A 13,525-nucleotide genomic window follows, 5' to 3' on the forward strand; every position below is an offset into this window, starting at 1 on the left:
GATCACGGACGCATCAGGCCCCCGGAGGGATGCGGGGGCGGCACCGCGACCAGGTGCAACGTGTGCGTCTCACCGACGGTGTACTGAGCCACCCGCGCTTCCGCCGCTTGGTCCTGAGCGGTGAGGCGGACCTGGTGTTGGATCATGTGCTCGGCCCACGACCGAACCACGAACGCCTCGACATACCGGTCCGCCGCGCCGACATCGCGAAACAGCCGCCATTCCATGGCTCCGGTGCGCTGCCGGGAGCGGCCGACGCGAGCCATGGCATGGACGAAGTCGGCGGCCATCTCGTCGGGGACGCGATAGGTCTCCAACACCAGCACGGGACCATCGGTCGGAGCGGGTTCGAAGACCAGCACCGGCTCGGGCCAGTGCGCCGACGGAGTGGTGTCGACCGAGGAGACCTTCACGGGCAGCCACAGCGTGCTCACGGCACACAGACCGAGCAGCGCCGCCGCCGCGAGCAGCGCGGTCTCGCTGCCGACCCACCCCGCCGCCAGACCCCACAGCAGTGAGCCGAGCGCCTGCCCACCCATGAACACCAGCTGATACACCGAAAGTCCGCGCGCCCGCACCCAGCCCGGCAGCAGCAGCTGCATGGTCGAGTTCATGGTGGACATACCGGTTATCCAGCCGAAGCCGCCGACCACCAACAGCAGCAGCACGACCACCTCGTTGTGGATCGCGCCCGCGCCCACGGTCGCGATGCCGAACGCCACGGCCGCCACGGCGAGCAGCCGAGTCGGTCGCAGCGTGTGCCGCAATCGCGCCACCTGGGTCGCGCCGATGACCGCGCCGAGCCCCAAGGCCCCGAGCAGCAGTCCGTACCCCGACGACGACAGCCCGAGCCGATCGTGCGCCACCACCGGCAGCAGCGCCCACAGCGCACTGCCGGGAGCCACGAACAGCAAGCAGCGCAACAACACTCGCCGCACCGCGGGCGAGGCCGAGATGAACCGCAGCCCGGCCTGTAGCGCGGCGATGGGCCGTTCGGTCGGCAACCCTCGGTCGCTCTCGGGCCGCCGCCACCGCACCAGCACCACCAGAATGCCCGCGAACGACACCGCGTTCAGCGCGAACACCAGGGTCGGTCCCGACAGCGCCACCAGCATGCCCGCCAGCGCCGGACCCACCGCCCGCCCGACATTCATGCCCATACTGCCCAGCGCGGCCGCCGCCGGAATCTGGTTGCGCGGCACCAGATCCGGTTGAATCGCCTGCCAGGCCGGACCGGTCAGCGCCTGCCCACAGCCCAGCAGGAACAGCAGCGTCAACAACAGCAACGGCGTGGTGTGCCCGGTCGCGGTGAGCACCGCGAGCGCCGCGGCCAGCGCCGCCATGACCGATTGGGCGGTGATGAGCAGCCGCCGCCGATCCACCAGATCCGCCAGCACACCGGAGGGAATGGCCAACAACATGACCGGCAGGGTGGTGGCGGTCTGCACCAGCGAGACCAGCGTCGCGGCGTTGGGTTCGCCCACCAGGGTCCACTGCGCGCCGACGGTCTGCATCCAGGTACCCAGATTGGAGACCAACTGCGCGATCCACAGCGCGCGAAACACCGGGGCCGCCAGCGGGGCCCACGCCGAGTCGCGGGCTTCGGATCGAACGGCACTCACCGAACGCAGCGTATTCCCAGCCATCGAGGCCGTGCGGATGCCACGCTAGGACTCGCGCGAACTTAACCGCGCGGCGTAGACGGCCAACATGTCCTCCACCAGCGCGAGCACCGACTCGTCGAGATCCGGCCGCTGATACACCCCGCGCACCACGGCCTCACCCGAGAACAGGTGCAGCATCATGAAGAACAGCGGTTCGCGCACCTGCTCCGGGAAGTCGTCGAGCAGCCCGGTGCGGTTCAGCGTGGCCACGATCTCGCGGTAGTACTCGTCGGCGATGGACGCGATCCGCTCGCGCAGTTCGCTGTCCGACCGCGCCGCCAGATAGATCTCCCGCAGCGCGTGTATGAGATTCGAGGACTGCGCCTGGCGCAGGAACCGCAGGGCCACATCGAGCGCGTTCTCTTGCGCCCCAAGGTGTTCCATGGCCGCGCCGAACCCGTTCAACTGCTGCGCGAACGCCTCCCGCGCGGTGCGCACGATCAGATCCAGGCGTGTGTCGAACTGCCGGAACATGGCCCCGGCCGACAGCCCGGCCCGCGTGCAGATCTCCTGCACCGTGGCGCGCTGGTAGCCGACCTCGCCAATGGCCGCGATGGTCGCGTCGACCAGTTTGGCGACCGTGGCGGCGCGGCGTTCCTGCTGGGTGCGGCGCGGGCGGGGAGCTTCGGTCACGGTGGATCATCCTGCCTGGTCGTCGGGGCGAGGCCAACGCCCGCTCGAACGTGACCGTTGACACAGTCCCGCTCGGAGCCATAGAGTCGGCACCCAACTTAGAAAACAAACGCTCTCTATCTTAGTGGGCGGGCGCGCGTCGGGGACGCGGGGTGTGGAGGAATCGATATGACAGCGCGGACCCGGGCGACCATCGCCCGAACCTGTCTCGCGGTAGCGGCGGGATTGACGGTGGCGGTATGCCCGGCGGTGGTGAATCCCGCTGCGGCGGAACCTGTTTCGGTGGAGCCGCCACTCCCCTTCCCGATTCCGCCCGCCCCGCCGTACCTGGATCCGGATTTCTACAACCCCGACCCAGCCAAGGTCGCCGCCGCCCAGCCCGGCGAAATCCTCTCCGCTCGACAGGTGAATCTCGCCAATTTCTGGCTGATCCCGCTGAATGTGAAGGCCTGGCAGCTGTCCTACCGCAGCACCAATACCCGAGGTGAGGCGATTCCGGCCGTGGCGACGGTCATCGTGCCGCACCGCCCCGCCCCCACGGGTCAGCGCGCGCTGCTGTCGTTCCAAATGGCCGAGGATTCGCTGTCGGTCAATTGCGCGCCCTCGTACACCTTGCAGATGGGTTCGCTGCCCAATCCGCTGAACCCGGTCATCGGCGCGGAATTCATCGAGGTGCAGGCCATGCTGCAACTCGGTCACGCCGTCGTGGTGCCCGATCATCAGGGACCGAACGCGGCCTACGCGGTCGGGCCGCTGGGCGGTCGTATCACCCTCGACGGTATTCGCGCCGCCGAGAATTTCGCGCCCGCCGAACTGCCGGGCAGCGAGACCAAGGTCGGGTTGTGGGGCTACTCCGGCGGCGCGATTCCGACCGCGCACGCCGCGGAATTGCAGCCCGAGTACGCCCCGGAACTGAATATGGTGGGAACGGCCGCGGGCGGACTCATGGCCGATATCCGCGACGCCATCGACTACAACAACGGCACCTCGACCTTCGGCGGCGCGGTGCTCGGCGGGCTGTTCGGTGTCGCCCGGGAATACCCGCAGGTGAATCAATTCATCGACCGCTATATGAACCCTCTCGGCAAGGCCGTGCGGGTGGTCCACGAAGGCCAGTGCGTGACATTGCAATTCGCGGCCTTCCCCTTCGTGAATATCAAGGGCCTGTTCGATTACCCGGGCGATCCCATGCGCGCGCCCGAAATGCAACCGGTCCTCGACGAATTGAGCCTGGGCCGCCGCGGCACCCCGCCCTCGCCGCTGTTCATCTACGAATCGCCCTTCGACGAGGTGATGCCGATCAATTCCGTCAATCGGCTCTACGACACCTACTGCACGGACCCGAACGCGCAGGTCTACTACACCCGCGACCTGCTCAGCGAGCACGGCATAGCGGCGGTCTCCGGCACCGCGAGCGCCGCTATGTGGCTCAGTGACCGGCTCAATGGCGTGCCCGCTCCGGCCGGATGTTCGAATCGCGACGTATGGAGCCAAATTCTGGATCCGGGCGCGATCGGCACTTTCGCCAACACCATTGGACAAACGCTCGCGTCGGCACTGGGCATGCCGGTATGACCTCCGTACGATCGGCAATATGCGAGCAACTCGAGTTCGGGGTGGATTTCTCCTAGCCCTGACCGCGGTCGTCGTCGCCGGATGTTCCTCCGGCGACGACACCGACGACAAGCCGGGGCCCACGCCGATGGGCCGCTCCTTCGTCTCCACGAAGGTCGAGGGCCTGCCGATTCCCGGCGGCGGCCCATTGACGCTCTCCTTCGCCGAGGACCGCGTCACCTCCAATGCCGGATGCAATACCGCCACCGGCCCGGTGAATCTCGACGGCCATGTCCTCACCGTCGATCAACTCGCCTCCACCCTCATGGGCTGCCCGGACGAGCGCGGGGAGTCCGACGGCTGGCAGGAGGGCCTGCTGAAATCCCGGCCCACCTGGAAGATGGACGGCGACACCCTGACCGTCAGCGGCAATGGCAGCACCGTCACCCTGCTCGACCGCAAGGTCGCCCATCCGGACAAACCCCTGGTCGGCACCACCTGGATCGTCACCGCCACGCTCACCCAGGACGCCGAGGTGCGCTCGCGCACCCTCGACGAGGTGAAGCCGACCCTGCTCATCGGCTCCGACGGCGCGGTCTCCGGCAGCGCGGGCTGCAATCGCATGATGGGCAGCGCCCAGATCGCGGGCGAGGAGGTCACCTTCCAGATCGGCACCACCCGAATGGCCTGCGATCCCCAGGTCATGGAGGTGGAGCAGCAGGTGCTCACGGCGCTGGACGGAAAGACCACGGCCACCATCGATTCGGATACCCTCACCCTGCGCAATACCGGCAACGGCACCGGGCTGAAACTGCGCGCGGAGTAGCGCGACGGGCGAAAATTGTTGTCGCCCGCCATATCCGGGCCGGTACCGTCCGGCGCATGAACGACCACTTCCTCAACGTCGTGGATGTCGAGGCCACCTGTTGGGAAGGCCCGAACCCGCCCGGCCAACCCAACGAGATCATCGAAATCGGCCTCTGCGTCCTCGATACCCGCACCCTCGAGCGGGTCGGGAAGCACAGCATTCTGGTGCGCCCGGAGCGCTCCGAGGTCAGCGAGTTCTGTACCCGGCTGACCACTCTCACACCCGAGCAGGTCGCGGGCGGCATCCTCTTCGAGCAGGCCTGCGCCCTGCTGCGCGAACGATTCCACACCGATTCGCGGCCGTGGGCGAGCTGGGGCGATTACGACCGCAGGCAGTTCGAGACGCAGTGCGCGGCCACCGGGGTGCGCTACCCCTTCGGCACCCGGCACACCAATGCCAAACGCGCCTTCTCCGCGGCCCAGGGCACCACTCGTCGATACGGGATGGCCGGGGCGCTGCGGCTGGCCGGAATTCCCTTGGCGGGCACCCATCATCGCGGGGACGACGATGCCTGGAATGTCGCGGCATTGATTGTGGACCTGATGAAGCGGGATGCTTGGTCGGTGTGACTCGCGGGCCGCGACCGAGATTGCCCACGAGAAACCGGACACCCGATTAATCTGAAACACCGCAATACAGGACATAAGCGGCAAACCGGAATCGAGGGGCGGTGACCGTCATCGGCGAGCGGGAATCGGAATTGGATCAGTGGTTTCGCGCGGAGGTCACCGCGACGACGCCGGGACCGACCCGAGCCCGCGACCAACCGCTGAGTGCGGCACTCACCGGCGACCGACTGCTGGAACTCTTCGACGCGCAGGCCGCCAGCCGACATCTCGATCTGATGGCACGCCAGCTCACCCGAGAAGGCAACGGCTACTACAGCATCGGATCCTCCGGGCACGAGAGCAATGTGGCGCTCTCGGCGGCCACCCGGGTGGACGATCCGGCGCTGCTGCACTATCGGTCCGGCGCGTTCTTCGTCCATCGGGTCGGGCGGGTTTCCGGAAGCGATCCGATTCGCGATGTCCTGCTCGGGGTCGTGGCGGCGGCCTCGGACCCGATTTCCGGTGGGCGGCACAAGGTTTTCGGCAGTAAGGCCGCCGGGGTGATTCCACAGACCTCCACCATCGCCTCGCACCTGCCGCGCGCGGTCGGGCTGGCCTTCGCACTGGAGCGGGCGGCCAAGGCGGGGCTGGCGTGCGAATGGCCCGCGAACGCGGTGGTGCTGTGCACCTTCGGCGACGCCTCGGCCAATCACTCCACGGCGGCGGGGGCGATCAATACCGCCGTCCACACCGCCTACCAGGGCATCGCCATGCCGATTCTGTTCGTCTGCGAGGACAATGGCATCGGCATCAGCGTGCCGACACCTCGGCAATGGATCGAGAACGCGTACGGATCTCGGCCCGGGCTGCGGTATTTCGAGGCGGACGGCACGGATACCGTGGCGGCGGTGGAGACCGCTACCGCGGCGGCGGAGTGGGTGCGGGAGCATCGGCGGCCCGCCTTCCTGCGGCTGCGGACGGTGCGGCTGCTCGGACACGCGGGCTCGGATGTGGAGGCGGCCTACCGGCGGCCGGGTGACTTGGCGGCCGATCTGCGCCGCGATCCGGTGACCGCGACGGGGCGGCTGCTCGTAGCGTCCGGGGTGGCGACGGCGAACGCGGTGCTTCGGCGTTACGACGAGATCGGCGCGCGGGTGGCGGAGGCCGCCGAAAAGGTCAGGCGGGAGCCGAAATTGAGTTCCGCGGCCATGGTCATGGAACCCCTCGCCCCGACTCGGCCGACCATGGTGCGCACGGACGCGCTGCGCGCGGCCACCTCGAACGGATCCGCGTCGCACACAACGGATTCGCGGGAAGCCGATGCCGCGGAGCCGGGCGAGCCGATGACCTTGGCGCAGGCGGTCAATCACACGCTGTCGAGCCTGCTCGCCCACGACCGCGATGTGCTGGTCTTCGGCGAGGATGTCGGCCGCAAGGGCGGCGTCTACGGCGTCACCAAGGGATTGCAGCAGAGCTTCGGGGCGCGCAGGGTTTTCGATACGCTGCTCGACGAGCAGAGCGTGCTCGGCACCGCGCTGGGCGCGGGCCTGGCGGGTTTCGTTCCCATCCCGGAGATCCAGTACCTCGCCTACGTCCACAATGCCGCGGACCAGCTGCGCGGCGAGGCGGCCACGCTGTCGTTCTTCTCCGAGGGTCGCTACCGCAACCCGATGGTGGTGCGCATCGCCGGATACGGCTACCAGAAGGGTTTCGGCGGCCACTTCCACAACGACAATTCCCTTGCGGCACTGCGGGATATCCCAGGCTTGGTAATCGCCTCCCCCGCCCGCGCCGACGATGCCGCCGCCCTGCTGCGCACCTGCGTCTCCGCCGCGCGCGTGGACGGGCGGGTGTGCGTCTTCCTCGAACCCATCGCGCTGTACCACACCCGGGATCTGTACCGTCCCGGCGACGCCGCCTGGCTGGCCCCCATCGCCGGTGTGCGCCATGCCGACATCGGTCGGGCCCGCGCCCATGGCACCGGCACCCACCTCACCATCGTCACCTTCGCCAATGGGGTGCCGATGAGCCTGCGCGTGGCGCGTCGCCTGGCCGAACGCGGTGTGCACGCGCGTGTGGTGGATCTGCGCTGGTTGGCTCCGCTGCCCGTGGACGATCTCCTCGACCACGCGCGGGCCAGCGGGCGCGTACTCGTGGTCGACGAAACCCGCCGCAGCGGAGGCGTTTCCGAGTCGGTGTGCGCGGCGCTGCTCGACGCGGGATACGACGGCGCGCTCGCTCGGGTCACCAGCGAGGACAGCTTCATTCCCCTCGGCCCCGCGACGAATCTCGTCCTGCTCGACGAGCCCCGGATCGAGGAGGCCGCCGACAAACTCCTCGCGAGGTCGTGAGCGGGCCTTCGCAGCAGCGCGAGCGGGAAAGAGCGACCGGCGGGGGCGGGTGATGAGGGAGCCCACCACCGCCGGTCGCGCAACGCCGTTCCGCTCGGCGTCCCTCGTGCCGCTGAGGGGTACGGCACAAGCTCTTATCTACTAAGTAGGTACGTAGATAGTAGTAGCGGAAATGTGGCGGTGGCGCAACGGCACTGGTCACGAGGCCGCCGAGGACTATCAAGATCGGCACGTACACTCGGTGCGGTGAGCGTCGCGGTCTGCCTCCTGGTGTACGGCTTCATCATCGCCGTCCTCGCTCCCTCGGCGCTGCCCCGGCTCGCGCGCGGCGGCGCGGCCCCGCGTTTCGCACTCACGGCCTGGCTCACCGCCCTCGGCTCCACCGTGCTCGCCTGGGTCGGCGCATTGACGACACTCACCGTGGATGTGGTGCGGCACCGGGTGCACCACATGTCGCAGGCGGTCATGGACGACTGCGTCACCCAGCTGCACGACGCCGCGGTCGGCCAGTACGGCGGCGCGACGCAGGTGGGATTGTTCATCCTGACCGGATTGGCCGCTCTCGCCAGCGCCTTCTGGTTCGTCCGCATCGGCCACTCGCTGTGGCAGGCCCGCCGCACCACCTTCAGCCATGCGCGCATGGCCCGCATCGCCGGGCGACACAACAGCGAACTCGGCGCGGTAGTACTGGATGTGGACCATCCGGCGGCGTATTGCGTTGCGGGCAAACCCCATACGATCGTCGTCACCCGAGGGGTGCTGACCGCGCTCGATGACCGCCACATCGACGCGGTGCTGGCCCACGAGCGCGCCCATCTCGACGGCCGCCACCACCTCCTGCTCGCGCTGACCCGCGGACTCGCCACGGCACTGCCCCGCATTCGACTGTTCGCCGTCGGCGCGGCCGAGGTGGCGCGATTGCTGGAGATACTCGCCGACGACGCCGCGGTCCGCGTCCACGGTCGCGCGACCGTGCTGCGCGCCCTGCTCACCGTCTCCGATATGTCCGAGGGACCGGCAGAGGCCATGGGGGCCACCGGAATCGGCCTCACCGGACGGGTGGCGCGCCTCGCCGCACCGACCGATCGCACCGCACGCCGCCGCTCGCGGCTGACGCTCGGCGCGGCCACCGCCACCGCCGCCCTGACCGCCGTCGCCGCACTCTTGTTGGCGGCCGCCGAAACCGCCGTCTGCCTGCCGATATCGAGCTGACCGCTGCCCGGTGACCGGGCTCACGGTTGCGTGACCGCCCTGCTGTCGCGTATCGTCACTGCTGTCTCATTCTTGTGGTCGTAGGTTCTCCTCCCACGAGCAGTCAGATTTCTCTCCGGAGATTCGGCGATTTTCACCTCCGCGACATCCTTTCTCGTCGCGCTCGGATCTCCAGCGCCCACGGCCGTCTCGCCGTGCCCAGCACATTCAAGGAAACACCATGAACGACAACACATCTCACCGGGCGCCAGTTGCCGGACGCACAGTATCCGGGATCCTGGACATCATCGACAACCACGCATTCCTGCGGGTGCACGGTTATCTCCCCGATCCCGACGACATCCACGTCTCGAATCGACTGGTTCGCGAAAACCACCTGCGCCGTGGCGATTTCGTCAACGGCACCGCGAATCCGCCGACCGGCAACGCCAAGCACGATCAGCTCACCGAGGTCACGGCGGTGAATGGGCAAGACCCATCGCGCGCCGCGCACCGGCCGAAATTCGCCGAGCTGGTCCCCGTCTATCCCAATCAGCGCCTGCGGCTCGAGACCGAACCGCACGAAATGACCACGCGCATCACCGATCTCGTCATGCCGATCGGCAAGGGCCAGCGCGCGCTCATCGTCGCACCGCCCAAGGCGGGCAAAACCTCTGTGCTGCAATCCATCGCACACGGTATCGCCAAGAACCATCCCGAATGCGAACTCATGCTGGTGCTGGTCGGCGAGCGCCCCGAGGAGGTCACCGACCTCGCCCGCTCGGTCCCCGCCGATGTCGCGGCCGCCACCTTCGACCGCTCCCCGCGCGAGCATGTGGCGCTGGCCGAACTGGCCATCGAACATGCCAAGCGCCTCGCCGAAACCGGCCGTGACGTGGTGGTTCTGCTGGATTCGCTGACCCGCCTTGCCCGCGCCTACAATCTCGCGGCCCCGGCCTCCGGCCGTATCCTCTCCGGTGGCGTGGACGCCGCCTCGCTCACGCTGCCCAAGCGATTCCTCGGCGCGGCCCGCAATTTCGACGGCGGCGGCTCGCTCACCATTATTGCGACCGCCCTGGTCGAGACCGGCTCCACCGCGGATACGGTGATCTTCGAGGAGTACAAGGGCACCGGCAATGCCGAACTCAAGCTCGATCGCGCCCTCGCCAATCGCCGCGTCTTCCCTGCCATCGATATCGGCCAGTCGAGCACCCGCAAGGACGAACTTCTGCTCACCCCAGCCGAACTCGCGTCCACCGATGTCCTGCGCCGTACCCTCGCCGCGGTCGACGGCAATGCCACCGAACTCCTGCTCGAGGGGCTGCGCCAGGCCCCGACGAATGCCGAGTTCCTGGCCCAGCTCGCCAAGCCGCGCCGCTGACGGCCGGACCCCCGGCCGTCAGCGCTGCGGTTACGCGGCCAGCACCTTCGCGGGCGCTGGTTCGGCGAGTCGGTGCAGCGCGTACGCCGCGATCGCGCCGATGACCATGAGGCCGACCCACACCGACCATTCCGCTCCAGCCGCGCGGGCGGCACCGACAATCGCGCCGGTCGCGAGATTGCCGATGAGGATTCCGACGCCGACCACGGTGTTGTAGAAACCGTAGTGCGTGGCGACCAGTCGGTCCCCGGACAGCGCGACGACCGTATCCATCTCGAACGGAAAGACCGCCGCCGTCCCGACCGCCAGTAGCGCCGCCGCGACGAGCAGCGCGGCGCCCGCCGCGACCGGCCCGAACCAGCGCGGGCCCGGAATCACCGCCAACGGCAGAAAGGCCACCGTCAACAGCGCCATTCCCGCCACCAGACTGCGCCCGCTCCCCCACCGCGCCCGGCACCACGCCGTAATGCGCAGCTGTCCCGCGACCGCGACGACCCCCGAGATGACGAAGACGGCCGAGGTCAGCAGTTGCGCATTCTCGGGCGCGATGAACTCCGCCTGCAACGGCAGCGCCAGATAGACCTGGAACGACAGCACATACGAGCCGATCATCGCCACCGCGAAGGATACGAACCGGCGATTGCGAACCACCGTGCGCCAATCATCGAGCACCGAGGACGGTTGCACGCGGTCGGCGGCGCGCCTGGGCGGAAGCGCGAGCAGCTGCGCCACCGTCAACAGCGCGAACACCACCGCCGAAACACCCGCGACCACACGGAAATCCAGCGTCAACAACGCCAATCCGACCAAGGGTCCGGCGAGAATGCCCGCCTGATAGAAGATGTTGAACACCGCGAACGCTTCCACGCGCCGCTCACCGGCATCGGCCGCGAGATACGCGCGAACCGCCGGGTTGAACAGCGCTCCCGCGAAACCCGTTGCCGCGGACGCGATCAGCAAGCCCGGCAGTGACGTCGCGAAGACGAGCAACGCGAAACCGCCGGTGCGCAGCAGACATCCGGCCACGATGAGCGGCTTGTAGCCCAAACGGTCGGCGAGGGTACCGCCGACCAGGAACATGCCCTGCTGCGAGAAATTGCGCACACCCAGCACCAAGCCGACCGCCCACACCGCCAAACCCAGTGGGCCCGCGAGGTATCCGGCCAGATACGGCATCAACATGTAGAAGCCCAGATTGATGCCGAACTGGTTCACCATCAACAGCTGGGCGGGCCGGTCGAAGCCCCGGAAGGTCGTCAGCGCGCTCACGCGATCAGCCCCCGGGGATCGACCACGGTCGCGCAGCGCGTCCACGAGCTCACGACCCGCGCACTCGGATGGGTGATGGTCGCCGGATCGGTGGGTGGTGTGCCGAGCAAATCGTTGTCCTCGCAGTAGGTGTCGTTGTAGACGGTGTCGAAGTAGCGGTGCGGACCATCGGGAAAGACCGCGGCTATGCGCGTGCGCGCCGGATGGGTGCGTGCCGCCCACCCGGCCACCAGGGCCACCGCGCCCACGCTCCAGCCGCCGCTGGCGTGATGGCTCGCGGCCAGCGCCCGGCACGCCCACACCGCCTCCGCCGGTGCCACCCAATGGATTTCGTCGAAGGCGGCATAGTCCACATTGCTCGGGTGAATGCTGGAGCCGAGCCCGCGCATGAGGCGCGACCCGGCCGGTTGCCCGAAAATGGTGGACGCCACCGTATCCACGCCGATGAGCTTCAGTGCGGGATTGAACCGCCGCAGCACCCGCGCCACCCCGGCCGAATGCCCGCCGGTGCCCACCGCACACACCAGGACATCCACCCGGCCGAGCTGGTCGACGAGTTCCAGTGCCAGCGAACGGTATCCGTCGACATTGTCGGGATTGCTGTACTGGTCGGGGCACCACGCGCCGGGCTCGCGCGCCAGCAACTCGGTCACCCGGTCACGGCGGGCCTGCTGCCAGCCGCCGACCGGATGCGGCTCGGTCACCATCTCCACGCGCGCCCCGTAGGCCGCGAGCATATTCGCCACAATCGGCTCCAGACCCGGGTCGGTCACCACCGTCACCGGGTGCCGGTACACCATCCCCGCCAGCGCCAAACCCAAACCCAAAGTGCCACTGCTCGATTCGATGATGCGCGCACCCGGTGCGAGATCACCGCGCTCCTGGGCGCGGCGCACCATGTGCAGCGCGGGACGGTCCTTCATACCGCCAGGATTGAAACCTTCCAGTTTCGCCCAGAACCCCGTCCCCTCGGGTGCGAGCGGCGGACCGACCCACAGCACCGGCGTATTGCCCACCAGGGCGCGGGGCTGGCGTGCCGCGCCGGGCGCGGAACCCACCGATGCGAAGCTGTCGAGCACAACCTTGTCCATGACTGTCGCTTTCTGTATCGACGCCACCCGAGGGCGGCGACCTGCGTGCGGGCAGCGGACACCGGCCGACGACGAGCGACGGCCTGACGCTGACCGGTCAGCGACGGTCGATACAGAAGTGGGCCAAGAGCATTCGGCCGGTGCGCACGCGAATCAGAGGCGGGCCGCGCACACCTCCGGAGGCCGCCCACAACACGGCGAGGGCGGTCAGAATCACCGCGACCATCATGGGCATGGCGGGGAGATGCGGCACGCCCGCGGACACCACGGGCGGAACGGCTTTCACGTAGTGCTGCGCATGCGGCTCGCAGTGCGCCGCGCCCTCGAAGTCACCCGGCGGCGTGTCCTCGGCGAGAGGCGCGATCGCGGCCATCGAATCGGCCGAGACGTGGGCGTGCCCGGCCGGTTCGACCAAGGCGCAGTCGGCCACGGGGATCACCAGCAGGATGGCGGCGAATATCGCCAGCAGCCCCCGGTCACGCAGCAGATCCGCAATGCCCACGCGGACCAATCTACTATCTCCGTACGTAGATAGTGGGAGGGGGCGGTCTCGGCCTCAGCCGCGCTTGCCCCGCGTCAATTTGCGCAGAGCGGCGCGCAGCCCGGCGGACTCCTCGGGGCTCATCTGTTCCACGAAATGCGCGAGCACCAGCTCCGAACTCCCGCCCGCCCCCAGCGCCTCGCGCATGAGCCGGGCGCTGTACTCCTCGCGACTGAGCTGGGGCCAGTAGTGGTACGCCTTGCCGACCCGCTCGCGCTCCAGCCAGCCTTTGCGGTGCAGGTTGTCCATGGTGGACATGACGGTGGTGTAGGCGATATCGCGTTCGGCGGCGAGCTCCTCGAACACCTCGCGGACGGTGGTCCGCTCGGTGCGCGCCCAGACGCGGTCCATGACGACCGCTTCCAGGTCGCCGAAGCCTCGTGCCACCGCCGACATCTCCTCTCCAGGAATCTACTGCTCTGTTGCGTAGATGG

The 13,525-nt window shown here is 68.4% G+C and carries 12 protein-coding genes; 6 read left to right on the plus strand and 6 right to left on the minus strand.

Annotation, left to right across the window (positions count from 1 at the left end; translation table 11 throughout):
* Positions 1-2: 2 nt before the first annotated feature.
* Together ACIBH2_RS05380 and ACIBH2_RS05385 are read right to left on the minus strand one after the other, a co-directional pair.
* On the minus strand, positions 3-1,622 hold the full coding sequence (locus ACIBH2_RS05380) for an MFS transporter (RefSeq protein WP_397113718.1): 1,620 nt from the start codon (positions 1,620-1,622) through the stop codon (positions 3-5).
* A gap of 45 nt (positions 1,623-1,667) precedes the next feature.
* A complete protein-coding gene (locus ACIBH2_RS05385) occupies positions 1,668-2,297 on the minus strand; it encodes a TetR/AcrR family transcriptional regulator (protein WP_397113720.1) in 630 nt (209 codons plus the stop codon).
* Between the two features lie 168 nt (positions 2,298-2,465).
* On the opposite strand from ACIBH2_RS05385, the gene ACIBH2_RS05390 reads away from it, so the two are divergent.
* The 6 genes from ACIBH2_RS05390 (at position 2,466) to ACIBH2_RS05415 (ending at position 10,190) form a co-directional block, all read left to right on the plus strand.
* Positions 2,466-3,872, plus strand: a complete 1,407-nt coding sequence (locus ACIBH2_RS05390; RefSeq protein WP_397113722.1) for a lipase family protein — start codon at positions 2,466-2,468, stop codon at positions 3,870-3,872.
* 19 nt (positions 3,873-3,891) lie between these two features.
* A complete protein-coding gene (locus tag ACIBH2_RS05395) occupies positions 3,892-4,677 on the plus strand; it encodes an META domain-containing protein (RefSeq protein ID WP_397113724.1) in 786 nt (261 codons plus the stop codon).
* Between the two features lie 56 nt (positions 4,678-4,733).
* Entirely contained in the window at positions 4,734-5,288 is a 555-nt protein-coding gene (locus tag ACIBH2_RS05400; protein ID WP_397113726.1) for an exonuclease domain-containing protein, read from the plus strand.
* Positions 5,289-5,389: 101 nt separating this feature from the next.
* Positions 5,390-7,618: a thiamine pyrophosphate-dependent enzyme gene (locus ACIBH2_RS05405; RefSeq protein WP_397113728.1), complete on the plus strand. Its 2,229-nt coding sequence runs from the start codon at positions 5,390-5,392 to the stop codon at positions 7,616-7,618.
* Between the two features lie 246 nt (positions 7,619-7,864).
* The gene (locus ACIBH2_RS05410) at positions 7,865-8,830 is read left to right on the plus strand and encodes a M56 family metallopeptidase (RefSeq protein ID WP_397113730.1); all 966 of its coding nucleotides are present in this window, start codon (positions 7,865-7,867) and stop codon (positions 8,828-8,830) included.
* A gap of 220 nt (positions 8,831-9,050) precedes the next feature.
* Positions 9,051-10,190 (plus strand): transcription termination factor Rho, short form, encoded by a 1,140-nt coding sequence (locus ACIBH2_RS05415; protein WP_397113732.1) that lies wholly within the window; start codon positions 9,051-9,053, stop codon positions 10,188-10,190.
* A 30-nt stretch (positions 10,191-10,220) separates the two neighbouring features.
* On the opposite strand, the gene ACIBH2_RS05420 is transcribed toward ACIBH2_RS05415, so the two are convergent.
* The 4 genes from ACIBH2_RS05420 to ACIBH2_RS05435 form a co-directional block, all read right to left on the minus strand.
* Positions 10,221-11,459, minus strand: coding sequence for an MFS transporter (locus ACIBH2_RS05420; RefSeq protein ID WP_397113734.1), 1,239 nt, complete (start codon positions 11,457-11,459; stop codon positions 10,221-10,223).
* Positions 11,456-12,550 (minus strand): PLP-dependent cysteine synthase family protein, encoded by a 1,095-nt coding sequence (locus ACIBH2_RS05425; RefSeq protein ID WP_397113736.1) that lies wholly within the window; start codon positions 12,548-12,550, stop codon positions 11,456-11,458. Before ACIBH2_RS05425 ends, ACIBH2_RS05420 begins: the two co-directional genes overlap by 4 nt.
* 97 nt (positions 12,551-12,647) lie before the next feature.
* Positions 12,648-13,052, minus strand: a complete 405-nt coding sequence (locus ACIBH2_RS05430; protein WP_397113738.1) for a hypothetical protein — start codon at positions 13,050-13,052, stop codon at positions 12,648-12,650.
* Positions 13,053-13,106: 54 nt separating this feature from the next.
* On the minus strand, positions 13,107-13,487 hold the full coding sequence (locus ACIBH2_RS05435; protein ID WP_397113740.1) for a BlaI/MecI/CopY family transcriptional regulator: 381 nt from the start codon (positions 13,485-13,487) through the stop codon (positions 13,107-13,109).
* Positions 13,488-13,525: the final 38 nt, after the last annotated feature.

The sequence above is a fragment of the Nocardia sp. NPDC050406 genome (genome assembly GCF_044459025.1).
Classification (GTDB): Bacteria; Actinomycetota; Actinomycetes; order Mycobacteriales; family Mycobacteriaceae; genus Nocardia.

What these genes read in the sequence shown, in the direction of transcription:
- ACIBH2_RS05390 (WP_397113722.1), top strand. Translation starts at nt 2,466, where the DNA reads ATGACAGCGCGGACCCGGGCGACCATCGCCCGAACCTGTCTCGCGGTA.
- ACIBH2_RS05395 (WP_397113724.1), top strand. Translation starts at nt 3,892, where the DNA reads ATGCGAGCAACTCGAGTTCGGGGTGGATTTCTCCTAGCCCTGACCGCG.
- ACIBH2_RS05400 (WP_397113726.1), top strand. Translation starts at nt 4,734, where the DNA reads ATGAACGACCACTTCCTCAACGTCGTGGATGTCGAGGCCACCTGTTGG.
- ACIBH2_RS05415 (WP_397113732.1), top strand. Translation starts at nt 9,051, where the DNA reads ATGAACGACAACACATCTCACCGGGCGCCAGTTGCCGGACGCACAGTA.
- ACIBH2_RS05425 (WP_397113736.1), bottom strand. Translation starts at nt 12,550, where the DNA reads ATGGACAAGGTTGTGCTCGACAGCTTCGCATCGGTGGGTTCCGCGCCC.
- ACIBH2_RS05435 (WP_397113740.1), bottom strand. Translation starts at nt 13,487, where the DNA reads ATGTCGGCGGTGGCACGAGGCTTCGGCGACCTGGAAGCGGTCGTCATG.